Genomic DNA, 23,374 nt, shown 5'->3' on the forward strand with positions numbered 1-23,374 from the left:
AAGCACCCAATGCCCCTGCTCGACATCCTCATTCACCCCGACCAGCGCCTGCGCCGGACCGCCGCCCCCGTGGAAACCTTCGACAACCGCCTGCAAACCATCACCGACAACATGTTCGTCACCATGTACGAAGCGCACGGCATCGGCCTCGCGGCAACTCAAGTCAACATCCACCGCCGCATCGTCGTCATGGACGTCCCCGACAAACGCGAAGAAGACAAAGACAGCGACACCCCGCCGGAAATCCCGGTGCCGCACACCAAACTCATCCTCATCAACCCCGAAATCATCAGCCACAGCGCGGAAACCGCCGTCTGGCAAGAAGGCTGCCTGTCGCTGCCCGGCCAGTTTGCCGATGTCAAACGCCCGAAAACCATCCGCTACGCCTACTACGACCTCGGCGGCGCGCGCTGCGAAGGCGAAGCCGAAGGGCTGCTCGGCGTCTGCATCCAGCACGAAATCGACCACCTGAACGGCGTCCTCTTCATCGATCACCTCTCCCGCCTGAAACGCGAACGCATCGAAAAAAAACTCGCCAAAAGCCAGGTCTATAAAGAACAAGACACATGAACAGCCCCCGCCTCTGGTACGCCGGCACCCCCGCCTTTGCCGCGCACAGCCTGCACGCCCTCATCGACGCCGGATACACCATCGACGGCGTCCTCACCCAGCCCGACCGCCCCGCCGGACGCGGCCGCAAACTCACCGCCGGTGCCGTCAAACAAACCGCAGAGGCGCACCACATCCCCGTCGCCCAGCCGGAAAAATTGCACGCCGACACGCCGCCCTTCCCCGGCCTGCCCCGCCCCGACCTCATCATCGTCGCCGCCTACGGCCTGCTGCTGCCGCCGTGGTTCCTCGCCTACCCGCGCCTCGGCTGCATCAACATCCACGCCTCGCTGCTGCCGCGCTGGCGCGGTGCCGCGCCCATCCAGCGCGCCATCGAAGCGGGCGACGCTGAAACCGGCATCGGCATCATGCAAATGGATGAAGGCCTGGACACCGGTGCCGTCTGGCAAGAAGCACGCCTCACCATCGCCGCCGACGACACCGCCGCCACCCTGCACGACCGCCTCATGCAACTCGGTACCGACACCCTCCTGCGCACCCTGCCCGACATCCTCGCGCAAAAGCGCGCGCCCATCCCGCAAAGCGCAGACGGCATCACCTACGCCCACAAACTGAGCAAAGCCGAAGCCCGCCTCGACTGGCAGCAGCCCATCGCCACCCTCGCGCGCAAAATCCGCGCCTACAACCCCGTCCCCATCGCCTGCGCAAACCTGGACGGCGAAACCCTGCGCCTCTACGACGCCCACATCCACAGCACCACCGCGCCTGCCGCCGCCCCCGGCACCATCACCGCCCACCACGCCGGCGGCCTCGACATCGCCTGCACCGACGGCATCCTGCGCGTCACCCGCCTGCAACAGCCCGGCAAACCCGCCACCGACGCCGCCGCCCTGCGTCATGGCCGCAACCTCAGCGGAAAAACCCTCACATGAAAGCCCGCCAAGCCGCTTACGCCACCCTCCACGGCGTCATCAACCAGCACCGCACCCTCAACACCCTCATCGCCCAGCACAAAAGCCACACCGCCCCCGTTGACCACGCCCTCTACCAGGCGCTGGTGTACGGCACCCTGCGCCAATACCGCGCTTACAGCCACCTCTGCGCGCAAATGATGACCAAACCGCCGGCGCGCCCCGGCCACCCGCTCGCCATCATCCTCAACCTCGGCCTCTGCCAGCTGCTTACCATGAACCTCGGCGACCACGGTGTCATCAACGAAACTGTCAACCTCGCCGCGCATAACGGCCAAATCCGCGCCAAAGGCCTCATCAACGCCATCCTGCGCCGCGTCCAGCGCGAACGCGAGCACTGGCAACGCGCCCTGCGCGCCGCCTGCGAGCACAACCTGCCCGCTTGGCTGCGCCCGCACTACCCCACCGAAAACGCCGCCATTGCCGCAGTGAACACCCTGCCACCGCCGCTCACCCTGCGCCTGCATCAGCGCCGTGACCGCGCCGCCTGGCTGGCGGCACACCCCGACGCCCGCGCCAACCCGCTGCACCCGCAAGCCGTCACCCTGCACCAGGGCAGCAACGTCGCGCACATCCCCGGCTTCCACGACGGCGACACCAGCGTCCAGGACGCCGCCGCCCAGCACGCCGCGACCCTCCTCGCCCCGCGTGACGGCGAGCGCATCCTCGACGCCTGCGCCGCGCCCGGCGGCAAAACCTGCCACCTGCTCGAACTCGCGCCCGACGCCCGCGTTACCGCGCTCGACCACGACGCCGCCCGCCTCGCCCGTGTGCAAGAAAACCTAGACCGCCTGCACCGGCACGCCACCCTCCTCCACGCCGACGCCGCCGACACCGCCGCCTGGTGGGACGGCACCCCGTTTGACGCCATCCTGCTCGACGCCCCATGCAGCGGCAGCGGCGTATTGCGCCGCCACCCCGACATCGCCTGGCTGCGCACCCCCGCCGACCTGCACCGCCTGCCCGGCCAACAGCGCCACCTGCTCAACCGCCTCTGGCCGACCCTGAAGCCGGGCGGCCGCCTGCTCTACACCACCTGCTCCATCCTGCCGGCGGAAAACCAGGACAACATCCGCGCCTTCCTCGCCGCCCACCCCGACGCCCGCCTGCAACCGCTCGCCCTGCCCGCCTGCCGCGACACCGGCTGCGGCAGTCTGCACCTGCCCGATGCCGACGGCGACGGCTTCTTCTACGCCCTGCTTGGCAAAACCGCCTGATTATCCCTTACCCGGGTATCTGCCCGACGCGCACCCGTTGGCGGGCCCGACACACGCCGCCCAGCGCGCAATCCGTTAAAATTACGCCATCCACCATCCGGGAACTCCCATGCGTTACGGCATCATCCATTCCATCGAAACCTGCGGCACCGTGGACGGCCCCGGCCTGCGCTTCGTCGTCTTCACCCAGGGCTGCCTGATGCGTTGCCTTTACTGCCACAACCGCGACACCTGGGACATGGAAACCGACAAATCGCGCAAGGTCACCGTGGACGAACTCATGCAGCAGGTCATCCAGTACCGCTTTTACCTGAAAGCCACCGGCGGCGGCGTGACCGCCAGCGGCGGCGAATCCCTGCTGCAACCCGAATTCATCCGCGACTGGTTCGTCGCCTGCAAGGCCTACGGCATCCACACCTGCCTCGACACCAACGGCTACGCCCGCCACTACGACGACACCCTGAAAGAGCTGCTGGATCACACCGATCTCGTCATGCTCGACCTCAAACAGCTCGATAACGAAATCCACAAAAAACTCGTCGGTGTGCCGAACACCCGTACCCTGATGTTCGCCAAACACCTGCAAGAGCGCGGGCAACTTACCCGCGTCCGCTACGTCATCGTCCCCGGCTACACCGACGATGACCGTTCTGCCCACCTTTTCGGCGAATACATCGCACCGATGGACAACATCGAAAAAGTCGAGCTGCTGCCGTACCACGAACTCGGCGCACACAAATGGGCGCTGTGCGGCGATACCTACCAGCTCGAAGGCGTACACCCGCCGCCGAAAGAAACCGTTGCCCACATCGCCGACATCGTCAAAAGCTACGGTAAAGACGTCATCTACTAATCGCAAGGAACGCCATGAAACACGCCTTCATCCTTCTCATCTGCCTGCCACTCGCCGCCTGCCAGCTCTTTCAGCCCCGTATCGACGAAGAAGACGCCGTCATCGAACACGTCCCCGACGACGTCAACCTCGCCCAGCTACACCACCTGATGAAAGCCAACCGCGAGCGGATGAAGCCGGGCAAACTCTCGCACAAACCCGTGATCAGCCAACTCTTCCCCGGCGAACAGGCGGATATCGAAATCGAACTGGACGCCGGCAAACCCTACACCTTCTTTGCCAACTGCACCGAAGACTGCCACGACCTCGACCTGGCGCTGACCCGCAGCGACAACCTCAGCCAGCCGCTTGCCGTTGATACCAGCGGCGGCAGCAAGGCTCCTGTGCTGCACTACACCCCGACAGTGAGCGGCAAATACCGCGCCAGCGTCATCATGGCCTCCTGCACCGCCGCCCAGTGCTACTACAGCCTGCAAACCTTTACCACGTCTGCCAACAGCGCGCCGCCGCGTTAAGAAAGCCGCAGATTCCCCCCGCCGCAGTACAATCCCCGCCACTTTCTCTTCACAGGACACCGCCATGCACCAGCGCCTCTACATCGAAAAACGCCCTGAATACGCCGACGACCACGCCCTCACCGAACGCCTGAAAACCCGCCTCGACCTCGCCGGATTACAGCGGGTGCGCCGCCTCGCGGTGTATGACCTCTACGACTGCCCGGCGGAACTGCTTGACCTCGCTGTCAGCCGCGTTTTCACCGACCCGGTGACCGACCGCGCCCGCGACGCCCTGCCGGAAGCGGACTACACCCTCGTTATCGAGCCGCTGCCCGGGCAGTACGACCAGCGCGCCGATTCCGCCGGACAATGCCTGCGCCTGCTGGACGATGCCTTCGCGCCGACCGTCGTTACCAGCGCCACCGCCTGGCTGTTTGAAGGCAACCTGGACGACGCTGCGCGGGAAAAACTGCGCGCCCACCTCATCAACCCCATCGACAGCCGCGAAAAGAACCTCGCCGACACCAGCCTGCCGCCGTATCACGCCGCATCCCCCGTGCCGCGTTACGACGGCTTCCGCGTGCTGGATGGCGACGGCCTCGCCGCCTGGCACGCTGCGCACGACCTCGCCATGACGCCTGCCGACCTCGCCCACATCCAGCGTTACTACCAGGCGGAAGGCCGCGACCCCAGCGAAACGGAAATCCGCGTCCTCGACACCTACTGGTCGGATCACTGCCGCCACACCACCTTCGCCACCCAGTTGCACGACATCCGCTTCCCTGACAGCGCCTTCGGCCAGGCATTGGCCGCCGACTACGCCGACTACCGCGCCCAGCGTGAAGCTGTCTATGGCGAGGCTGCGGCTGCTCGCCCCGACACCCTGATGGAACTCGCCACCATCGACGCCAAACACCGCCGCACCACCGGCGGCCTGCAAGACGTGGAAGTCTCGGCGGAAATCAACGCCTGCTCCGTTTACGTGGACGTGGACGAAGATGGCAAAACCCGCCCGTGGCTGCTGCAATTCAAAAACGAAACCCACAACCACCCCACCGAAATCGAACCCTACGGCGGGGCGGCGACCTGCATCGGCGGCGCCATCCGCGACCCGCTCTCTGGCCGCGCCTACGTCTATCAGGCCATGCGCATCAGCGGCAGCGCCGACCCGCGCGAACCCTACGCCGCCACCCTGCCCGGCAAACTGCCGCAGGCCGTCATCGCCGAAGGCGCGGCAGCGGGCGCCTCGTCCTATGGCAACCAGATCGGCCTCGCCACCGGGCAAATCGTCGAGTACTACCACGAAGGCTTCAAGGCCAAACACATGGAAGTTGGCGCCGTCGTCGCTGCCGTGCCCGCCGAAAACGTGCGTCGCGACACCCCGCAGGCGGGCGACCTCGTCCTGCTCATCGGTGGTGCGACCGGGCGCGACGGCTGCGGCGGCGCCACCGGCTCATCCCGCGCCCAGCACACCGACTCCCTGCACGAATCCGCCGCCGAAGTACAAAAAGGCAACCCGCCGGAAGAACGCAAACTGCAACGCCTCTACCGCAACCCCGACTTCGCCCGCCGCATCAAACGCTGCAACGACTTCGGCGCGGGCGGTGTCGCCGTTGCCATCGGCGAACTGGCGGACGGCCTTGACATCAACCTCGATGCTGTCCCCGTCAAATACCAGGGCCTCAGCGGCACCGAACTCGCCATCAGCGAATCCCAAGAACGCATGGCCATCGTCATTGCCGCCGCAGACCTCGCCGTGATGCAGGCACACGCCGCCGCCGAAAACCTGGACGCCACCCACGTCGCCACCGTCACCGCCGACGACACCCTCACCATGCGCTGGCAGGGCGACACCATCGTCAGCTTGAAACGCAGCCTGCTTGACAGCAACGGCGCGGAAAACCACCAGCACGGCGTCGCCCCCGCCGAACCCGATCCCGCTGCCAGCCCGCTTAACGTCGCGAAAACCGACAACTGGGTGGACGCGCTCAAAACCCAACTCGCCAGCCTCGCCCATGCCGACCAGAAAGGCCTCGGCGACCGCTTCGACCACAGCGTCGGCGCCTCCTGCGTCCTCCTCCCCTACGGCGGCAAACACCAGCGCACCCCGGTTGAGGCCAGCGTGTACCAACTGCCGACCGACGGCAAAACCCACACCGCCTCCATCCTCGCGCACGGCTACAACCCTGCCGTCAGCGCCTGGTCGCCCTACCACGGCGGTCTGCTCGCTATCGTCGATGCCACCGCCCGCCTCGTTGCCTGCGGCGGTGACGCCGACCGCGCCCACTACTCCCTGCAAGAATACTACCGCCGCCTCGGCGACGATCCCACCAACTGGGGTCAACCCTACGCCGCCCTGCTCGGCGCGCACCACGCCCTCACCGCCCTGGGTCGCGCCGCCATCGGTGGCAAAGACAGCATGAGCGGCAGCTACCACAACCTGCACGTCCCGCCGACCCTCATCGCCTTCGCCGTCGGCACTGTGGACGTGCGCCACGTCATCAGCCCCGAATACAAACAAAAAAACCAGCAAATCTACTGGCTGCGCTGCCCGCAAGACGCGCTGGGGCGCCCCGATCTCGCCGCTTTCGCCGCCAACAACCGCTTCATCCTTGAAGCCATCCGCGAAGGCAACATCAAAAGCATCCGCGCCGTGCGCCACGGTGGCATCATCCAGGCGCTCTACGAAAGCGCGCTCGGCAACCACATCGGCGTACATATCGACCGCCTCGACGACCCCTTCCAGCCCGAATACGGCGGCTACCTCATCACCAGCGACGGCGGTCTCGGCATCAGCGAACACCTGCACCACCTCGGCTACACCACCGACGACGGCAACCTCACCATCAACGGCCAAAGCGCCGCCATCCAAGACCTCTACACTATCGCGAGCGGCGTCCTTGCCGACGTGTACCCGCCGAACCCCGCCGACAACGACAGCACCCGCCCGCCGCTTGCCACCGCCAAAGACGCACCGCGCCGCCCGCGTAACCACAGCAGCCTCGCCACCCCGCGCGTCTGCCTGCCCGTCTTCCCCGGCACCAACAGCGAACTCGACACCGCGCGCGCCTTCCGCCGTGCCGGGGGCGAAGTCATCGAAACCGTCATCTGCAACCGCAACCGCGATGCACTCGCCGCCAGCCTGGATGCCCTCGCCGATAACCTTGCCGCGAGCCAAATTCTCGTGCTCGCGGGCGGCTTCAGCGCCGGCGACGAACCGGACGGCTCCGGCAAATACATGGCAAACCTGCTCGCCAACCCGCGTATCGCCGATGCCGTGATGGCGCTGCTCGAACGCGACGGCCTCATCCTCGGCATCTGCAACGGCTTCCAGGCGCTCATCAAAAGCGGCCTGCTGCCGAACGGCGTCATTGCAGCGCCGCAGCCGGGCGACGCCACCCTTACCCACAACCGCATAGGCCGCCACATCGCCCGCGTCGCGACCACCGTCGTCGCCAACAACCACAGCCCGTGGCTAGCGGACTGCCAAATCGGCGAAGCGCACGACGTCAACTTCTCACACGGCGAAGGCCGCTTCGCCGCCTCCGACACCGTGCTGAAAACCCTCATCAAAAACGGACAAATCGCCTTCCAGTACGCCTCGCCCAGCGACCTCATGCCGAGCATGAAACCGCAGCACAACCCGAACGGCTCCCTGCACGCCATCGAAGGCATCACGAGCATCTGCGGCCGCATCCTTGGCAAAATGGGGCACAGCGAACGCCACCAGCCATTCGGCCAGCAGAACTACCCCGACTTCCGCGCCCAACCCATCATCGCGGCGGGCATCAAGGCCTTCAAATAAAGGCACAAAACCTTCCCCCAGCACCGGGGGAAGGCTCGCCCATCCATCGCCCAAACCCATTCAGAACACCCCAAAAGCCATAATGGATAGAGCCGTCATCATCACCCTCTTTGCTATCGGCACCCTGATCACCATCTACGCGGTCGGCTGAGCCCGCCCTGCGGCGGATTATTTTCTGCCTTTGGTATCAGCATTACCCAAGACGTTATCCATTAGCCTGATTCAGGCGGCTGGCAATCGTTATGGCTTCCCGGCTATTGCATAGCCGCAATCCGGGCGCTCAAGCCGGCCAAAAGGAAATGCCGTCAGCCGCCGCATAGGCACGGCGGTATGGTTTGTTCCGACGTGAATTTTCCGTACTATACTGCCCGCCGGGACAGGCAGCCTGCCGCTTGTCCGCCACTCTCCTGAATCACCGCCCGCTACGAGCCCGCCATGACCCAAGGTCTTTTTCACACCACCTGCCCCAGCTGCGGCGGCCCCGTGCACAGCCACAGCGCCAGCGCCAAAACCCTCGTCTGCCCCTATTGCCGCAGCCTGCTCATCCGCGATGGCGCGAGCGTCAGCGACAGCGGCGAAGACAGCGCCCCTTTTGAAGATTTCAGCCCGCTGCAAATCGGCACCACCGGGCGTGACCGGGGACAGGGCTTCACCCTCGTCGGCCGCCTGCAAGCGCGCTACGATGCCGGTGTCTGGAACGAATGGTATCTCTACTATGATGACGGCGGCAGCGGCTGGCTTTCCGAAAGCGGCGATCAGTACGTCCTCACCCGCCCTGCCACGACAAGCGCCGCCCTGCCCCGCTTCGCCGACATCCGCGCGGGCGACAGCCGCCTTACCGTGGATGGCCATGTTTATCTCGCCGCCGACGTGCGCGACATCACCCTCGACCGCGCCGGTGCAGAGGGCGAACTGCCCTACCCTTTCAGCGGCACCCGCCACAACCGCGTCGCCGATTACCGCGCGGAAAACCACTTCCTGACGCTGGATTACGGCGAAGACCCGCCGGAAATTTTCACCGGACGCGGCGTTACCCTCGCCGAACTCAATCTCGCCAACACCCGCAGCGACGCGCAAATCCTCGACAGCGCGGGGGCGCTCAAAGGCAGCCGCGCCAGCGGCAACTGCCCGCAGTGCGGCGCGCCGGTCAACTGGCTGCGCGGCCTCACCCCGACCATCATCTGCCCCAGTTGCGGCAGCGATCTGGCGAGCGACAGCCTCATCGCCAATGCCCGCGCCACCGGCGAACGGCAGCAGAAAATTGCCGAACGCCACAGCCTGCCGCTGGGCGCGGAAGCCGCCATCCACGGCAATCGATACACCCTCATCGGCCTGATTTATAAGGAAGAAATCGGCGAAGACAGCGGCTGGACGGAATATTTGCTCTATCACCCGCAACAGGGCTTCCTCTGGCTGGTCGAGACTGACGACGGCGAATGGAGCGTCAGCGAGACCCTGAACGACTGGCCGCCGCTGGACGCGAGCGGCGCACCGCGCGGCATGGCCGAACTCTACGACTACAAAAGCCGCGTCCGCCACGCCGCCGGCGCCTTCTACTGGCACATCCGGAAAGGCGACGAACTCGTGCACCACGATTTTGACGCGGGCAAACAGGAAAAACTCAGCGCCGAACAAAACGCGCACGAGCTCAACTGGAGCCGCAGCGTGCCGACCGGCCGCAAGCAGATTGAAGAATGGTTCGGTCTCAAGCTGAAAGAGGCCGGCGGAAACGCCGGGCAGAACAGCCGCCTCGGCTGTTTTTACCTCCTGCTCATCATCTACCTCATCCTGAATTTCCCCGCCTGGCTGGCGATGGACGGCGATGCCCTCATCGCTTCACTTGCCATCAGCGGCATCATCCTCACCGTCCTCTACCGCATCGGCAAACGCGCGGATAGCGGCGAGGATGATGATTGAACCGCATCCCTTGCCCCCGGCAGCATTCCCATGAATCCGCAAACATACCGTCTGATCGCCATCATCGCCCTCTTCACCAGTACCGCCATCAATTACAGCCTGAGCAACCCGACGCCCGGCACGACGCCCGGCAGCCGCAGTTACTCCGGCAGCAGCATCAACTGGGGCGGTGGTGGCAGTGGCAGCAGCTGGCACAAATAATCACGCCCCGGTAATCGGCGATACAGCCGTTTCAACCTCTGTCGAAATATTCAATCAGCCGGTAAATCTGCCGGTTCGCGCTTTTCATCTGTTCCAGCGCAGCCTGATAAGGGCGGTAATCCCAGGTAACAAGCCCCTTGTTTGCATCGCGGTTGGATTCGTCGCTTTGGCCTTCCGGGTCGTTGTCCTGGTAGGCGAGCCAGTGCCAGCCGACACAGGCGCGGCTTTTCAGCAGTTCCATGATGAAGTTTTGGTAGAAGTAGCCCCGCTCGGCCTGGCTTTTCACGATCCAGCCCGCGCCGGAGGTGTTCGCCATGCCGGTGTCCTCACCCTTGACGTAAAACTCGGTAATCATGAACGGCTTGCCCGCCCACCGTTCCCAGTCGCGCATTTGCACCGCTTCCGGCTGCCATTTGTGGTAGTGGTTGATGGAGATGATGTCCATGTATTTGCCCGCTTCGCGGAAGATGGCTTCGCTTGCCAGTTCTTCGCGGTGCTGGTTGAAGCGGCAGCCGAGGTAGAGGCGGTCGGGCGCGTAGCGGCGGGTGGCGCGGGTAACTTTTTCCAAATAGGTGCGGATGTAGTAACCCAGGAAATCCCGACGGTCACTGTCGCCGATGTCGGCAGTCGTGCTTTTGCGCCCTTTGCGCGCATCCAGCCAGCGTTGGGCGGCAATATGGCCGGGATCGCCCGCAGGCAGCAGGGTGAGGAAGCGGTCAAGGGCATCATTTTTCCACGGCAATTCGTTGTCGGTGAAGTAGCCGATCATGTAGGGGTCGCGGGCATAGGGGATGAGTTTGCGGGCTTCGGATTCGACGAAGCGGTCAAAGCGTGGGTCAAAGACACGGACGATGTCGTTGGGATAACCCTGCCAGCCTGCTTTGCCCCGGAAATCGCCCTGCTGTTTGAGGTATTCGCGGAATTTCTGCATGGGCTCGATGTAGGCGCAGTAGGTGAAGCGGCGGCGGGCCGCCTTGATTTCGTTGATGCTGGTCCAGCCGCCACCGCCGTTGAAACCCGCGTCCTGCAACATTTGTATGGTTTGCTCCGCCCAGTTGGCAAGGGAGCCGTATTTTTGCTTGAGCGCACTCTGGCTGCGTTTGGACGGGCCGGTGAAGAGGGCCGCCGGGGCGACGTGGATAAAGGGGTTGCCCGTGGGGTCGACCAGCCACCAGCGGCCGTTGGCCTTCGTTGTATGAAAGCGGCCGGTGCGGGCGAAGGGGTTGCCCGCCTGCCAGCCGCCGAAGGCGTTTTTCTGCGGGTCTGCGTTCCGGGTGTCGAAGCCGGACAGCAGGTCAACGGTGCGGGCAAGGTAGGATTGGTAAGCGGCACCGGGTTCTTCTTTGGCTTCTACGCGGTAGCCCTGTTCGGCAAGCGCCCGGTGTGCGGGCAGTGCTATCAGGGGCAAGGCGGCGGTCTGGGCGATGAAGGTACGGCGTTTCATGCTGGATTCCTTGTGCTGTTGGGAAAGCTGTTTGTCAGATCCGCCGCCACAATTCGCGCACGGTGTCTTCGTAGATGGCGGCGAGCGGGGCGAGGTCGGCGATGCGGACGTGCTCGTCGGTTTGGTGGATGCTCTTGTTGACGGGGCCGAATTCGATGACCGCCGCGCCGCTTTTGGCGAGAAAGCGGGCATCCGAGGTGCCGCCGCCGGTGTCGTAATCGAGGGCGATGCCGCAGTGGCGGGCGACGGCGCTGCGCAGTGCCTGTTTGAGAGCGGTGTTTGCGGTGAGGAAGGGTTCACCGCTGAGTTTCCAGCGGTATTCGGCGCGGGTTTCGCGTTCTGCCATGAGCGGCTCGATGAGGGCGATGGTTTTTTGTTGCAGGTGGCCGCTGTGGTGTTCGTTGTTGTAGCGCCAGTTCATTTTGCAGGCGGCGGTCGCGGGGACGACGTTTTCCGCGCCGCTGCCGCCTGCGATGTTGCTGACCTGGAAGGAGGTCGGCGGGAAGTGGGCGTTGCCGTTGTCCCACACGGTGGTGCCGAGGCGCTGGATGACGGCGGCAAGCGCGTGGATGGGGTTGCGCGCGTTTTCCGGGTAGGCGACGTGCCCCTGTTTGCCGTGGATGGTGAGGTGCAGGTGCAGCGAGCCGCGCCGCCCGTGCCGCGCCCGGTCGCCAAGCTGGGCGTGGCAGGAGGGTTCGCCGACGAGGGCATAGTCGATGCGGGTGCCTTCGTCATGCAGTTGTTGCAGCACGGCCCGGGTGCCGTGGATGCCGTCGCCTTCTTCGTCGCCGGTGAGCAGCAGGGCGAGGGTGCCGCTGTGCGGCGCGGCGGCGAGGCGTTCGAGGGCGACGGTCATCGCCGCCACGCCCGCTTTCATGTCGGCGGCACCGCGTCCGTAGAGGTTGCCGTCGCGCAGGGTCGGGGTGAAGGGCGGCGATTGCCACAGGGTTTCGTCGCCGGGCGGGACGACGTCGGTGTGGCCGGCAAACGCGACAAGCGGTGCGCCGCTGCCATGCGTCGCCCAGAGGTTGTCGGTGTCGCCGAGGCGGAGGTGGCGCACGGTGAAGCCAGCCGCTTGCAGGCGCGCGCCGATGAGTTGCTGGCAGCCGGCGTCGTCGGGCGTGATGGAAGGGCGGCGGATGAGGTCGTGCAGGAGGTCGAGGGTGGGGTTCATGAGGATGCTTCCGGAGGGGGTTGACATTGTATAGACATGCAGGGGGCTTGGTGTAGAATTGCCCCCCTTTCTTTCTTTTGGAGGCCCCGGTGAGCGAGATTCCTGCTTTGCAAGCTGTTGATATTCACAAGTCCTTCGGCGAGGTCGAGGTGCTGAAAGGGATTTCCCTGACCGCGCACCGGGGCGATGTGGTGTCCATCCTCGGCTCCTCCGGTTCGGGCAAGAGTACGTTCCTGCGCTGTCTGAATTTTCTGGAAATGCCGGATCGCGGCGAGGTGCGCGTCGCCGGCGAGGTGGTGCAAATCAGGGAGAAGAAGGGGACGCGCGAAGCGGGCAGTCTGCGCCAGATTCAGCGGGTACGCTCGAAGCTGGCGATGGTCTTCCAGAATTTCAACCTGTGGCAGCACAAGACGGTGTTGCAAAATCTGATTGAGGCGCCGGTGCACGTTTTGAAAGTGCCGAAGGCGGAAGCGATGGAACGCGCGGCGGCGCTTCTGCACAAGGTCGGTCTGTATGACCGTCGCGATTATTATCCGAACAGGCTTTCCGGCGGGCAGCAGCAGCGGGTGGCGATTGCCCGTGCGCTGGCGATGGAGCCGGATGCCCTGTTGTTCGACGAACCGACTTCGGCGCTCGACCCGGAACTGGTCGGCGATGTGCTGCGCCTGATGCAGGAATTGGCAGCCGAAGGGCGGACGATGATTGTCGTCACCCACGAAATGGGCTTCGCCCGCGAGGTATCGAGCCATGTGATGTTCCTGCATCAGGGGCAGATCGAAGAGGAGGGACCGCCGGAAAAGCTGTTTTTCCACAGCGAATCCGAGCGCGTCCGGCAATTTTTGTCCAACAGCCTGAAAGGATAAATCATGAAAAAAACACTCGCCCTTGCCCTCGCAGCAGGCTTTGCCGCCCAGTCCTTCGCCGCCGGTGATGTTCTCGTTCTCGCCGCCGAAGGCACCTATCCGCCCTTTTCCGAAATCAAGGACGGCAAGATGACCGGCTTCGACATCGACATCGGCCTTGCCCTCTGCGCCGAAATGAAGCGCGAATGCCGCTTCGAGCAAATCGACTGGGAAGCCCTGATTCCGGCGCTGAAAACCAAAAAAATCGACGTCATCGTCGCCTCCATGAACGACACCGCCGAACGCCGCGAAAGTGTCGCCTTCACCGACCCGTATTACACCAACCCCGGCATCTTCGTCCGCGCCAAAGGCAGCAGCATCGAGCCGACGCCCGAAGGCGTGAAAGGCAAAAACGTCGGCGTGCTGCGCGCCTCCATCTTCGACAACTACGTCACCGACAAATTCCCCGATGCCAATATCCGGCGCTACACCGGCCAGGAAGAAGCCAACCTGGACGCCGTTGCGGGCAGAGTTGACCTGCTCTTTGCCGACAAAGTCGTGATGGAAGAAGGCTTCCTGCAACGCGACGAAGGCAAAGATTTTGAAGCCGTCGGCCCGGAAGAGAACGACAAAAAATACTTCGGCGAAGGCATCTCCATCGCCGTGCGCAAAGAAGACAACCGGCTGCGCGAAGACCTCAACGCCGCGCTGAAAGCCATCCGCGCCAACGGCGAGTACAAAAAAGTGAACGACAAATACTTCAAGTACGACGTCTCCGGCGGCACCGCGCAATAACGCCCGCTCCCACACCACAAACCACAAGGTGCAACCATGAAAAAAATCCTGACCCTCGCCCTCACCGCCGTCCTCGCCGCCCTCGCCGCCCCGGCCATCGCCGCCGGTGACGTGCTCGTTTTCTCCACCGACGGCTCCTACCCGCCGTTCTCCGAAACCGGCAGCGACGGCAAAATGACCGGCTTCGACATTGACATCGGCCTTGCCCTCTGCGCGCAAATGAAGCGCGAATGCCGCTACGAGCAACTGGACTGGGAAGGCCTCATCCCGGCGCTGAAAACACACAAAATCGACGCCATCGTTGCCTCGATGAACGACACGCCGGAGCGCCGTGAGAGCATCTCCTTCACCGACCCTTATTACTCAAACCCCGGCATCTTCGTCCGCGCCAAAGGCAGCAGCGTCGAGCCAACGCCCGAAGGCGTCAAAGGCAAAACCATCGGCGTGCAGCGCGCCACCATCTTCGACAACTACGTGACCGACAAATTCCCCGATGCCCACATCCAGCGCTACACCTCGATAGAAGAAGCGAACCTGGACGCCGTCGCCGGCCGCCTTGACCTGATCTTTGCCGACAAATTCGTCATGCAGGACGGCTTCCTGCAACGCGACGAAGGCAAAGACTTCGAGCAGGCAGGCGCCGACGTCAACGACAAAAAATACTTCGGCGACGGCATCTCCATCGGCGTGCGCAAAGACGACGACAAACTGCGCGAAGACCTGAACGCCGCCCTGAAAGCCATCAAGGCAAACGGCGCATACAAAAAAGTGAACGACAAATACTTCAAGTACGATATCTCCGGCGGCACCGCCAAATAATGCCAATCCCGGGAATTAAGCCGAGAAGGCGGCGCGGCGAAGACAGTACAGATAGTACGGCGAGACGCGCCAACACACTCAGATAATTTTCCGGGATTGGTATAACCGCCCCGCTCCTACATAACCCCAAGGTGGACACATGAAAAAAATCCTGACCCTGGTGCTTGCCGCCGCCATCACCGCCCCGGCCTTTGCCGCCGATGACGGCGTCCTCATCCTCGCCACCAACGGCACCTACCCGCCGTTTTCCGAAATCGACGGCAGCGGCCACATGACCGGTTTCGACATCGACATCGGCCTCGCCCTCTGCGCCGAGATGAAGCGCCAGTGCCGCTTCGAGCAAATGGACTGGGAAGGGCTGATTCCGGCGCTCAAAGCCAAAAAAGTCGATGCCCTCGTCACCTCCATGAACGACACGCCGAAACGCCGCGAAAGCGTCGCCTTCACCGATCCCTATTACAGCAACCCCGGCCTCTTCGTCCGCGCCAAAGGCAGCAACATCGAGCCGACCCCGGAAGGCGTCAAAGGCAAAACCATCGGCGTGCTGCGCGCCTCCATCTTCGACAACTACGTGACCGACAAATTCTCCGACGCCAACATCCAGCGCTACACCTCGCAGGAAGAAGCGAATCTGGATGCCGTCGCGGGCCGAGTCGATCTGCTCTTTGCCGACAAAATCGTGATGGAAGACGGCTTCCTGCAACGCGATGTCGGCAAAGACTTCGAACAGGCGGGCGCGGAAGTCAACGACAAAACCTACTTCGGCGAAGGCATCTCCATCGCCATCCGCAAAGACGACGACAAACTGCGCGAAGACCTGAACGCCGCCCTCAAAGCCATCAAGGCCAACGGCGCATACAAGAAAGTCAACGACAAATACTTCAAATACGACATCTCCGGCGGCACGGCGCAATAACCCATGCACGGCTACACCATCCTCTTCGCTTACAAAGAGCAACTCGTCAAGGGTGCACTCGTCACCCTTGAACTCGCCGTCTGCGGCCTCCTCGTCTCCCTCATCTTCGGCATCCTCGCCTGCCTCGGCAGCATGCACAAAAACCCCTGGCTGCGCCTGCCTGCCGTCGCCTACACCACCCTGGTGCGCGGCGTGCCCGACCTCATCCAGCTCTTCCTCATCTACTACGGCGGCCAATACCTGCTGAACGCGCTGACCACCGCCCTCGGCTGGCCGCACCTCGACCTCAGCCCCCTCTACACCGGCATCTTCGTCATCGGCTTCGTCATGGGTGCCTACATGGCCGAATCCTTCCGGGGCGGCTTTCTCGCCATCCCCAAAGGGCAAATCGAAGCCGCGCGTGCTTACGGCCTCCCGCGCAGCACCATCTTCTGGCACATCTCCTGGCCGCAAATGCTGCGCTACGCCCTGCCGTCGCTCGGCAACAACTGGCTGGTCTTGATGAAAAACACCGCGCTCGTCTCCATCATCGGCCTGCAAGACATCGTGCGCATCGCCAATTCCGCCGCCCGCACCGCGCAAAAAAAAGACCTCTACGCCGGCTTCTGGTTCTACGGCGCGATGGCGGGCTACTTCCTCCTCCTCACCACCCTCTCCATCGCCATCCTCTGGTGGCTGCGGCGGCGCTACTCCGTCGGCTACGAACAACAAGGACAATAAATGAACCACTCCGAACTCCTCATGTGGCTCGGCGGCCTGTGGCAAACCCTGTGGCTGGTCGGCCTCTCGCTCGCCATCGGCCTCACCATCGCCATCCCCTGCGGCGTCCTGCTCGCCGCGCGCTGCGCCATCCTCTGGAAACTGCCCGTGATGGCCTTCAGCTACATCTTTCGCGGCACGCCGATGCTCGTCCAGCTCTACATCTTCTACTACGGCATCGGCCTCGTCATCGGCCGCATCCCCGGCGTACGCGAACTCGCCCTGTGGCCGCTCATGCGCCAGGCCTGGCCGTGGGTCATGCTCTCCTTCATCCTGAACACCGCCGCCTACACCGCCGAAATCGTGCGCGGCGCGATTGAGACCACCCCGCGCGGCGAAATCGAAGCCGCCAAAGCCCTCGGCATGAGCCGCAACCAGATCCGCACCCGCATCATCCTGCCGGGCGCGCTGCGCCGCGCCCTGCCCGCCTACGGCAACGAAATCATCTTCATGCTGCACGGCTCGGCGATTGCCAGCACCGCCACCCTGCTCGACATCACCGGCGTCGCCAACACCCTCTACACCAAAACCTACGAACCCTTCGGCCCCTTCCTCACCGCCGCCGCCATCTACCTCGCCATCACACTGTGCATCGTCGCCACCTTCCGCCTCATTGAAAAACAGCTTAGCGTCTCACTCTGACCTGATAGCCCGCCAAGAGAGACAACAGCGGGCTTTTTAACATCTAAAAACCGTAATCCCGACGGCACATACAAATACGTACATTAGGATGCGCAATCCTGCACAAATCCATTTGGGAGACCACAATGAAACGTACCCTGCTCGCCGCATTCTTCAGCACCGGCATTCTGTTCACCACACCGCAAGTCCAGGCACAAATACTTTACGATTGGAGCGATACCTTCTGGATTGACAAGACAGTAAACGAGAATATCGAACGCAACAAAAAAGCCCTACAAAAATTAAAAAGTGAAAATAGCCATTCAACCAGCAGCGAATCTGCCAAACAGGCTACGACCACACAAAACGTCCATAAATACAAACATAGCGACAGCACGACGCACGAAGTCAATGAAGCCATGTTCGCCGCACTCGCGCAGCAACTCAAAAACAAAGGCAGTTATAACGATCAAAGCGAACAGCAACTCACCGCCCTGAAAAACGCCAATCTCATCAAACAGGTCCGGCAGGCTCTCGAATCTGAAGGCTACGACACAACCAGCATTGCCACTGCAACCGCCTATGCGATCACTATCAGCTACGGCATCGCCAACAACCTCGATCTCAGCCAGCTCAAAGCCCACGGGCTGGTGCACCAGTTGCAGGAAGTCATGGAAGAAGACAGCACCATGCAAAGCCTGTCCAATACCGACAAACAGAAAATGGCCGAGACCCTGTACTGGATAGGCAGCCTGGAAATGGCGATGTACATGGAAGCCCAAAAGAATGGCGACAGCCAGGCACTTGGCATCATTGCCAACGATGCCCGCTCGATACTCTCCATGCTGGGCGTATCCGGCGACCAGATTACCCAAGGCAGCAACGGCCTGGAAATCCGCTGATGGCCTGAACAGACTGCCTCGCACGGCGGGCCCAAACCCGCCGTCCTGCGTTGCCACCATAAACGCCAACACCCGCCAAGCGGGATAACTACGCGGTTTTTACCCAAACAACCAGGAGAACCACATGCGCCATATCCTGCCCACAACCCTCACCGCCTGCCTGCTCGTCGCCTGTGCCACGGGCGGCGGCGTATCCCCCGACGCCGTCGCCGCCGGTATCGCCCGCAGCGCACCGCCCGGCAGCCAGATCCTCATCGCGGACGTCCCCGCATCAGCCGATTTCCTCGCCAACAGCATGATAGTGGCCGCCCAAAGCAGCGGCATGACCGCCTCCGGTTCCGTCCACAACATCCTGCAAGCACTCGCCGCCGACAACGTCCATATCGGCATCAGCGGCAGAAGCAGCAGCGTCAACCTCGCCACCCTCAAACGGGCGCTCAACGACTACAACGGCCACAGCAACGCCCACGTTTACATCCACGCTGCGCCGGCAGACATTGCCGCACTACAACAACTTGCTGCCCCCAAAGGCATCACCATCCACGCCCTCTGACATGCCCACCTACACCGTCGCCCAAATCGCCCACCTCGCCCCTGACGCCGCCTCCAACAAAGCCGCCGCTGCCCTCGGCGCCAACAAATGGCCCCTGCTCGAAAAACAGGGCGACGCCCTATGGGGTCACTGCCAGGGCAGCGGCAAAAACCCCTACCAAACCGCCGTTGACCTCAGCGCCGAACCCGCCTTCAAATGCAGCTGCCCCAGCCGCAAATTCCCCTGCAAACACGGCCTCGCCCTGCTCTTGCGCTACGCTGAAAGCCCCGAACGCTTCCAGGAAGCCGCGCCACCCGACTGGGTCACCGCCTGGCTCGACAAACGCCGGCAGACCCGCGCAGCCAAAGCCGAGCGCGCCGACAAAGCCGAAAAAGCCGAAAAAGCCCCCGATCCCGCCGTCCAGGAAAAACGCCGCCGGGCGCGCCATGCCAAAGCTGCCGACGGCCTTGCCGACCTGCAACGCTGGCTGGAAGACCAACTGCGCAACGGCCTTGCCCAACGCGGCGAATACTACCAGCAACTGCACCACCTCGCGCGGCGCATGAACGACGCGCAACTCCCCGGCATCGCCGCCCGCCTGCAACACGCTGCCAGCCTCCCCGCCACCGCTCACGAAACCCTGCTCGCCGCTTACACCACCCTCTACCTGCTTGCCGACACCTACACCCGCTACGACCGCCTCGACCCCGACTGGCAGGCTGAAATCACCGCACGCCTCGGCATCCCCGTCGCCAAAGAAACCGTCCTGCAAAACCCGCCGCAGCACGACCACTGGCACAACATCGGCAGCCACAGTATCGACCTCGACCGGGGCGAAGCCCACTACCACTGGCTCTACGGCAGCCACAGTGGCCGTTACGCCTACATCCTCGAATTCCGCATCCCCGGCGCACCGCCACAAGCGGCGCCTGTCCTGCCCGGTATCGCCTACGACGGCGAACTCTGCTACTACCCCGGCATCGCCCCCCAACGCGCCCAGCCGCGCGAATGGCAGGCGCTACCCACCCTGCCACCGCTGCCGGATGGCGATTACACCCTCGCTGCCCTCACCGCCCGCCTGCACGCGGCAGCGCGCGACAACCCCTTCCGCAGCATGACCCCCGGCCGCCTCGACCACATCCGCCTCTACCGCCTGGGCGACGACTACGCCCTCGGCGACGACGGCAGCATCCTGCCCCTCGCCCACCCCGGCGATGAAACCGCTGCCCTACTCGCACACACCGGCGGCAGCCCCTTCACCGCCTTCATCCGCTACGACCACCTCGATCGCCGCTGCCACCTGCTCGCCACCTGCTGCGACGGCAGCTACCGCTACTACCACCGCGCCTGAACCATGCTACCGCCCGCCATCCTCAACACCGCCCTGCTCGGCACGGCCAAACAAACCGCCACACCCGACCTGCCGCCCGCACTGGCCGCCTATCTGCCGCAGCTGCAAGGGGATAACCCCGAAGCGGCGCACTACCGCCTCGCAGCCCTCGCCTTCGCCTACGCTTACGGCGGCGGTAGTCCGGTGCAGACGGGCGGGGCATGGCAGGCCGTTCCCGTCGCGCCGGTTGACCCGCAGGAGCGCCATCCCCTCCCGGCGCTTACTGCCATCCTCCTGCGCTGGCTTGAAGGCGGGCAGCGTCATCTCGCCGCCTGGGCCTGCGGGGCCCTCGCCGCGCGCGGCTTCAGCCTGCCGCCCGATGCCGTTCCCGCGCTGCTTGCCACCCTCAATCCCGCTACTTTACCTGCCATCCTCCTCGGCAGCCGGGGGCGCTGGCTACTTGGCGAACTGGGGCAGCGCAATTATGAAAACGACACCGCCACCGACCCGGACGAAGCCAACCACAGCGGGCGCAAGCACTGGCTGCGCCGCGTCCGTGCCAGCGACCCCGCCGCCGCGCGCGATAAAGTCGGGCAGTGGTGGCAAAGCGCCCCCGCCACGCGGCGCGACGAATATCTGGCCCTTTTCGCCATCGGCCTCGGCGCGGACGATGAAGCCTTCCTGACCCAGGCATTGAGCGACCGCAGCAAGAGCGTGCGCCGCACCGCCGCCGACCTGCTGCGCCGCCTGCCCGGTAGCGCCCTGCAACGCCAGTACCAGAGCGAACTCGCCGCCCGTCTGCAATACAGCGGCGACGCAAAAAAACCGTGGCACTACACGCCGCAGCCCTACACCGACACGCTGAAACAGCTCGGCATCGAGCAAATCAGCCCGGATAAAAAAGAAAGCGACGACGACTACATCCTGCGCCAGCTCATCCTCGCCCTGCCGCTGGACGCCTGGGCGGAGGTGCTGCACACCGACGCCGCCACAGCCGCCACCATCCTCGCTACGCACCGCCCGCTGCTGCGCAACCTGCACCGCGAATACTGGGTGGACAGCATGGACGACCCGCGTTTCACCCGCGCCATCCTCACCGCACGCTGGCCACAACTGCCGGACGACATCCGCCACCGCCTGCTCGCGCGCCTCACCCCTGCCGAACGCGAAGTCGTGCTGGCCACGCCCGGCCTTGACCACGGCCTGCTATCCCGCAGCTACAACAACAGCGAAACCTTCGAACCCGCCCAGCCCTGGGGGCCGTTGTACAGCCGGGCGGTATTTGACGGCATCCTGCACAGCACCCTGCTGCAAAAATACGGCAGCACCAACGACGCCGAGCGCTGCGCTGTCTGCCTCGACACCCGCGCCACGGCGGATACCATCGCTGCACTGCCCGCGCACCCCGCCTATCCGCACAGCACCTTTATCGACGCCCTTCATCAATACGCGGGCGAAAAACAAACCTTCCTCGACCTGCTGGACAGCCAATCATGACCATCCCCGTCCGCCAAATTCGCGCCGTGTACGACGCCGATACCATCCGTGTCTATCAAGCCTATAACGACGCTATCGCCGATAGCGCCCTTGCCCACGGCACCTTCGTCTCGCCGCCGTACAAAAAAACGCGCATGACCTGGATAAAGCCCTCCTTCCTCTGGATGATGTACCGCAGCGGCTGGGCGCAGAAAGACGATAACCAGCGCCGCATCCTCGCCATCGACATCCGCCGCAGCGGCTTTGCTTGGGCGCTGTCCCACAGTGCGCCGAGCAGTGTGCCGCCCGGCATGGATGTGGAAGCTTGGCAGGCCGAAAAAGCCCGTGCGCCGGTGCGCATCCAATGGGATCCCGAACGCGATCTCAACCTTCAACCCCTGCCGCATCGCGCCATCCAGATTGGCCTGAGCGGCGTCGCCGTTGAACATTATTGCAACGACTGGATCACGCGCATCACCGACATCACCGCGCTCGCCCACAACATCCACCAACTGGTGCAACAACGCCGCTACGACGAAGCCCAAGCCCTGCTACCGCAGGAGCGCCCCTATCCCAACCCACAGGAACCCCAACCATGAACAACATCCTCCGCCAACACGCCGAACAGCAAAACGCCGAAGAACTGCACGAACTGCAAAAACAGGACAACAACCCGCGTCCGGAAAACTGGCAACTCTCGCCCGCCGCCGTGGTCACCTACCTCGTTGGCGGCACACTCGACAACGGTTACACCATCAGCGCCAAATACATCGGTAACCGCCGCCTGATGGAAATCGCCGTCGCTACGCTTGCCACCGACCGCGCCCTCCTCCTCTACGGCCTGCCCGGCACGGCCAAAAGCTGGGTGAGCGAACACATCGCTGCCGCCATCAGCGGCGATTCCACCCTCGTCGTGCAAGGCACCGCCGGCACCGGCGAAGAAGCGCTGCGCTACGGCTGGAACTACGCCGAACTGCTCGCCAAAGGGCCGAGCCGCGCGGCGCTTGTCGAAAGCCCGCTGATGCGCGCCATGCGTGACGGCAAAATCGCCCGCATCGAAGAACTGACCCGTATCGGCGCCGACGTGCAGGACACCCTCATCACCATCCTCTCCGAAAAAAGCCTGCCCATCCCCGAACTCACCGACGAAGTGCAGGCAGTGCGCGGCTTCAGCGTCATTGCCACCGCCAACAACCGCGATAAAGGCGTGAACGACCTCTCAAGCGCGCTCAAACGCCGCTTCAACACCGTCATCCTGCCGCTGCCGGCAACCCTGGACGAAGAAGTGGACATCGTCCGCCGCCGCGTTGAAGACTACGGCACAACCATGCAACTGCCCGCCGAAAAACCGGCGCTGGCGGAAATCCGCCGCATCGTCATCATCTTCCGCGAACTGCGCGAGGGAACGACTGCCGACCGCAAAAACAAACTGAAAAGCCCCAGCGGCACCCTCTCCACCGCCGAAGCCATCTCGGTGGTCAACAACGGCATGGCGCTCTCCGCCTACTTCGGCGATGGCGTCCTGCGCGCGCACGACCTCATCGCCGGACTCCTCGGCGCGGTCGTCAAAGACCCGGTGCAGGATGCCATCGTCTGGCGCGAATACCTGGAAACCGCCGTCAAACCGCGTGATGACTGGAAGGACCTGTACCGCGCCGCCCGCGACATAAGCTGAACACACCGCCTGCCCGTCTGCGCACGCCCAAAAACAAACCCCGCCGTGGCGGGGTTTG

Annotated in this window: 22 protein-coding genes; 20 read left to right on the forward strand and 2 right to left on the reverse strand. The window is 63.8% G+C overall.

Translation table 11 applies throughout. The annotated features are described in order from the left end of the window. The first annotated feature begins 9 nt into the window (after window positions 1-9). From def to Q0562_RS08235, 8 genes are all read left to right on the forward strand, one after another. Complete coding sequence (def, locus tag Q0562_RS08200; protein ID WP_298643379.1) at window positions 10-570, forward strand: peptide deformylase; 561 nt, start codon at window positions 10-12, stop codon at window positions 568-570. Next, a complete protein-coding gene (gene fmt, locus Q0562_RS08205) occupies window positions 567-1,502 on the forward strand; it encodes a methionyl-tRNA formyltransferase (protein ID WP_298643380.1) in 936 nt (311 codons plus the stop codon). Before def ends, fmt begins: the two co-directional genes overlap by 4 nt. Continuing rightward, window positions 1,499-2,758, forward strand: coding sequence for a 16S rRNA (cytosine(967)-C(5))-methyltransferase RsmB (rsmB, locus tag Q0562_RS08210; RefSeq protein ID WP_298643382.1), 1,260 nt, complete (start codon window positions 1,499-1,501; stop codon window positions 2,756-2,758). Before fmt ends, rsmB begins: the two co-directional genes overlap by 4 nt. Window positions 2,759-2,867: 109 nt before the next feature. Beyond that, complete coding sequence (gene pflA, locus Q0562_RS08215) at window positions 2,868-3,611, forward strand: pyruvate formate lyase 1-activating protein (RefSeq protein WP_298643384.1); 744 nt, start codon at window positions 2,868-2,870, stop codon at window positions 3,609-3,611. 14 nt (window positions 3,612-3,625) lie between these two features. Then, entirely contained in the window at window positions 3,626-4,126 is a 501-nt protein-coding gene (locus Q0562_RS08220) for a hypothetical protein (RefSeq protein WP_298643386.1), read from the forward strand. Between the two features lie 64 nt (window positions 4,127-4,190). Further along, window positions 4,191-7,913 carry a phosphoribosylformylglycinamidine synthase gene (locus Q0562_RS08225; RefSeq protein WP_298643388.1) on the forward strand — a complete coding sequence of 1,241 codons (3,723 nt, stop codon included), beginning with the start codon at window positions 4,191-4,193 and terminating at the stop codon, window positions 7,911-7,913. 435 nt (window positions 7,914-8,348) lie between these two features. Continuing rightward, a complete protein-coding gene (locus Q0562_RS08230) occupies window positions 8,349-9,830 on the forward strand; it encodes a DUF4178 domain-containing protein (protein WP_298643390.1) in 1,482 nt (493 codons plus the stop codon). 30 nt (window positions 9,831-9,860) lie between these two features. Continuing rightward, a complete protein-coding gene (locus tag Q0562_RS08235; RefSeq protein WP_298643392.1) occupies window positions 9,861-10,031 on the forward strand; it encodes a hypothetical protein in 171 nt (56 codons plus the stop codon). Window positions 10,032-10,062: 31 nt separating this feature from the next. On the opposite strand, the gene Q0562_RS08240 is transcribed toward Q0562_RS08235, so the two are convergent. Continuing rightward, window positions 10,063-11,475 carry a hypothetical protein gene (locus tag Q0562_RS08240; protein WP_298643394.1) on the reverse strand — a complete coding sequence of 471 codons (1,413 nt, stop codon included), beginning with the start codon at window positions 11,473-11,475 and terminating at the stop codon, window positions 10,063-10,065. A gap of 34 nt (window positions 11,476-11,509) precedes the next feature. Next, window positions 11,510-12,649 (reverse strand): succinyl-diaminopimelate desuccinylase, encoded by a 1,140-nt coding sequence (gene dapE, locus Q0562_RS08245; RefSeq protein ID WP_298643396.1) that lies wholly within the window; start codon window positions 12,647-12,649, stop codon window positions 11,510-11,512. A gap of 89 nt (window positions 12,650-12,738) precedes the next feature. Here dapE and Q0562_RS08250 point away from each other — a divergent pair, with 89 nt between their 5' ends. The 12 genes from Q0562_RS08250 (at window position 12,739) to Q0562_RS08305 (ending at window position 23,316) form a co-directional block, all read left to right on the forward strand. Further along, window positions 12,739-13,512 carry an ATP-binding cassette domain-containing protein gene (locus tag Q0562_RS08250; protein WP_366144738.1) on the forward strand — a complete coding sequence of 258 codons (774 nt, stop codon included), beginning with the start codon at window positions 12,739-12,741 and terminating at the stop codon, window positions 13,510-13,512. A gap of 3 nt (window positions 13,513-13,515) precedes the next feature. After that, window positions 13,516-14,286: a transporter substrate-binding domain-containing protein gene (locus Q0562_RS08255; protein WP_298643398.1), complete on the forward strand. Its 771-nt coding sequence runs from the start codon at window positions 13,516-13,518 to the stop codon at window positions 14,284-14,286. Window positions 14,287-14,322: 36 nt separating this feature from the next. Continuing rightward, window positions 14,323-15,105, forward strand: coding sequence for a transporter substrate-binding domain-containing protein (locus tag Q0562_RS08260; protein ID WP_298643400.1), 783 nt, complete (start codon window positions 14,323-14,325; stop codon window positions 15,103-15,105). Between the two features lie 139 nt (window positions 15,106-15,244). Beyond that, window positions 15,245-16,021: a transporter substrate-binding domain-containing protein gene (locus tag Q0562_RS08265; protein ID WP_298643401.1), complete on the forward strand. Its 777-nt coding sequence runs from the start codon at window positions 15,245-15,247 to the stop codon at window positions 16,019-16,021. Window positions 16,022-16,024: 3 nt separating this feature from the next. Further along, window positions 16,025-16,741 carry an ABC transporter permease subunit gene (locus tag Q0562_RS08270; RefSeq protein WP_298643403.1) on the forward strand — a complete coding sequence of 239 codons (717 nt, stop codon included), beginning with the start codon at window positions 16,025-16,027 and terminating at the stop codon, window positions 16,739-16,741. Continuing rightward, the gene (locus Q0562_RS08275; protein ID WP_298643404.1) at window positions 16,742-17,422 is read left to right on the forward strand and encodes an ABC transporter permease subunit; all 681 of its coding nucleotides are present in this window, start codon (window positions 16,742-16,744) and stop codon (window positions 17,420-17,422) included. A 125-nt stretch (window positions 17,423-17,547) separates the two neighbouring features. Continuing rightward, on the forward strand, window positions 17,548-18,303 hold the full coding sequence (locus Q0562_RS08280) for a DUF6683 family protein (protein WP_298643405.1): 756 nt from the start codon (window positions 17,548-17,550) through the stop codon (window positions 18,301-18,303). Between the two features lie 124 nt (window positions 18,304-18,427). Next, window positions 18,428-18,856: a hypothetical protein gene (locus tag Q0562_RS08285; protein WP_298643407.1), complete on the forward strand. Its 429-nt coding sequence runs from the start codon at window positions 18,428-18,430 to the stop codon at window positions 18,854-18,856. Window position 18,857: 1 nt separating this feature from the next. After that, on the forward strand, window positions 18,858-20,186 hold the full coding sequence (locus Q0562_RS08290; RefSeq protein ID WP_298643409.1) for an SWIM zinc finger family protein: 1,329 nt from the start codon (window positions 18,858-18,860) through the stop codon (window positions 20,184-20,186). Window positions 20,187-20,189: 3 nt separating this feature from the next. After that, complete coding sequence (locus Q0562_RS08295; RefSeq protein ID WP_298643411.1) at window positions 20,190-21,662, forward strand: DUF5691 domain-containing protein; 1,473 nt, start codon at window positions 20,190-20,192, stop codon at window positions 21,660-21,662. Further along, window positions 21,659-22,240 carry a DUF4291 domain-containing protein gene (locus tag Q0562_RS08300; protein ID WP_298643413.1) on the forward strand — a complete coding sequence of 194 codons (582 nt, stop codon included), beginning with the start codon at window positions 21,659-21,661 and terminating at the stop codon, window positions 22,238-22,240. The genes Q0562_RS08295 and Q0562_RS08300 overlap by 4 nt, the downstream gene beginning before the upstream one ends. Further along, window positions 22,237-23,316, forward strand: coding sequence for an AAA family ATPase (locus Q0562_RS08305; protein WP_298643415.1), 1,080 nt, complete (start codon window positions 22,237-22,239; stop codon window positions 23,314-23,316). The genes Q0562_RS08300 and Q0562_RS08305 overlap by 4 nt, the downstream gene beginning before the upstream one ends. The last annotated feature ends 58 nt before the right edge of the window (window positions 23,317-23,374 follow it).

Source organism: uncultured Cardiobacterium sp. (assembly GCF_938028825.1).
Lineage (GTDB): Bacteria > Pseudomonadota > Gammaproteobacteria > Cardiobacteriales > Cardiobacteriaceae > Cardiobacterium.

Excerpts from the sequence above, each read along its gene's own strand:
- def (WP_298643379.1), top strand. The coding sequence starts at position 10 with ATGCCCCTGCTCGACATCCTCATTCACCCCGACCAGCGCCTGCGCCGG.
- fmt (WP_298643380.1), top strand. The coding sequence starts at position 567 with ATGAACAGCCCCCGCCTCTGGTACGCCGGCACCCCCGCCTTTGCCGCG.
- rsmB (WP_298643382.1), top strand. The coding sequence starts at position 1,499 with ATGAAAGCCCGCCAAGCCGCTTACGCCACCCTCCACGGCGTCATCAAC.
- pflA (WP_298643384.1), top strand. The coding sequence starts at position 2,868 with ATGCGTTACGGCATCATCCATTCCATCGAAACCTGCGGCACCGTGGAC.
- Q0562_RS08220 (WP_298643386.1), top strand. The coding sequence starts at position 3,626 with ATGAAACACGCCTTCATCCTTCTCATCTGCCTGCCACTCGCCGCCTGC.
- Q0562_RS08225 (WP_298643388.1), top strand. The coding sequence starts at position 4,191 with ATGCACCAGCGCCTCTACATCGAAAAACGCCCTGAATACGCCGACGAC.
- Q0562_RS08230 (WP_298643390.1), top strand. The coding sequence starts at position 8,349 with ATGACCCAAGGTCTTTTTCACACCACCTGCCCCAGCTGCGGCGGCCCC.
- Q0562_RS08235 (WP_298643392.1), top strand. The coding sequence starts at position 9,861 with ATGAATCCGCAAACATACCGTCTGATCGCCATCATCGCCCTCTTCACC.
- Q0562_RS08240 (WP_298643394.1), bottom strand. The coding sequence starts at position 11,475 with ATGAAACGCCGTACCTTCATCGCCCAGACCGCCGCCTTGCCCCTGATA.
- dapE (WP_298643396.1), bottom strand. The coding sequence starts at position 12,649 with ATGAACCCCACCCTCGACCTCCTGCACGACCTCATCCGCCGCCCTTCC.
- Q0562_RS08255 (WP_298643398.1), top strand. The coding sequence starts at position 13,516 with ATGAAAAAAACACTCGCCCTTGCCCTCGCAGCAGGCTTTGCCGCCCAG.
- Q0562_RS08260 (WP_298643400.1), top strand. The coding sequence starts at position 14,323 with ATGAAAAAAATCCTGACCCTCGCCCTCACCGCCGTCCTCGCCGCCCTC.
- Q0562_RS08265 (WP_298643401.1), top strand. The coding sequence starts at position 15,245 with ATGAAAAAAATCCTGACCCTGGTGCTTGCCGCCGCCATCACCGCCCCG.
- Q0562_RS08270 (WP_298643403.1), top strand. The coding sequence starts at position 16,025 with ATGCACGGCTACACCATCCTCTTCGCTTACAAAGAGCAACTCGTCAAG.
- Q0562_RS08275 (WP_298643404.1), top strand. The coding sequence starts at position 16,742 with ATGAACCACTCCGAACTCCTCATGTGGCTCGGCGGCCTGTGGCAAACC.
- Q0562_RS08280 (WP_298643405.1), top strand. The coding sequence starts at position 17,548 with ATGAAACGTACCCTGCTCGCCGCATTCTTCAGCACCGGCATTCTGTTC.
- Q0562_RS08285 (WP_298643407.1), top strand. The coding sequence starts at position 18,428 with ATGCGCCATATCCTGCCCACAACCCTCACCGCCTGCCTGCTCGTCGCC.
- Q0562_RS08290 (WP_298643409.1), top strand. The coding sequence starts at position 18,858 with ATGCCCACCTACACCGTCGCCCAAATCGCCCACCTCGCCCCTGACGCC.
- Q0562_RS08295 (WP_298643411.1), top strand. The coding sequence starts at position 20,190 with ATGCTACCGCCCGCCATCCTCAACACCGCCCTGCTCGGCACGGCCAAA.
- Q0562_RS08300 (WP_298643413.1), top strand. The coding sequence starts at position 21,659 with ATGACCATCCCCGTCCGCCAAATTCGCGCCGTGTACGACGCCGATACC.
- Q0562_RS08305 (WP_298643415.1), top strand. The coding sequence starts at position 22,237 with ATGAACAACATCCTCCGCCAACACGCCGAACAGCAAAACGCCGAAGAA.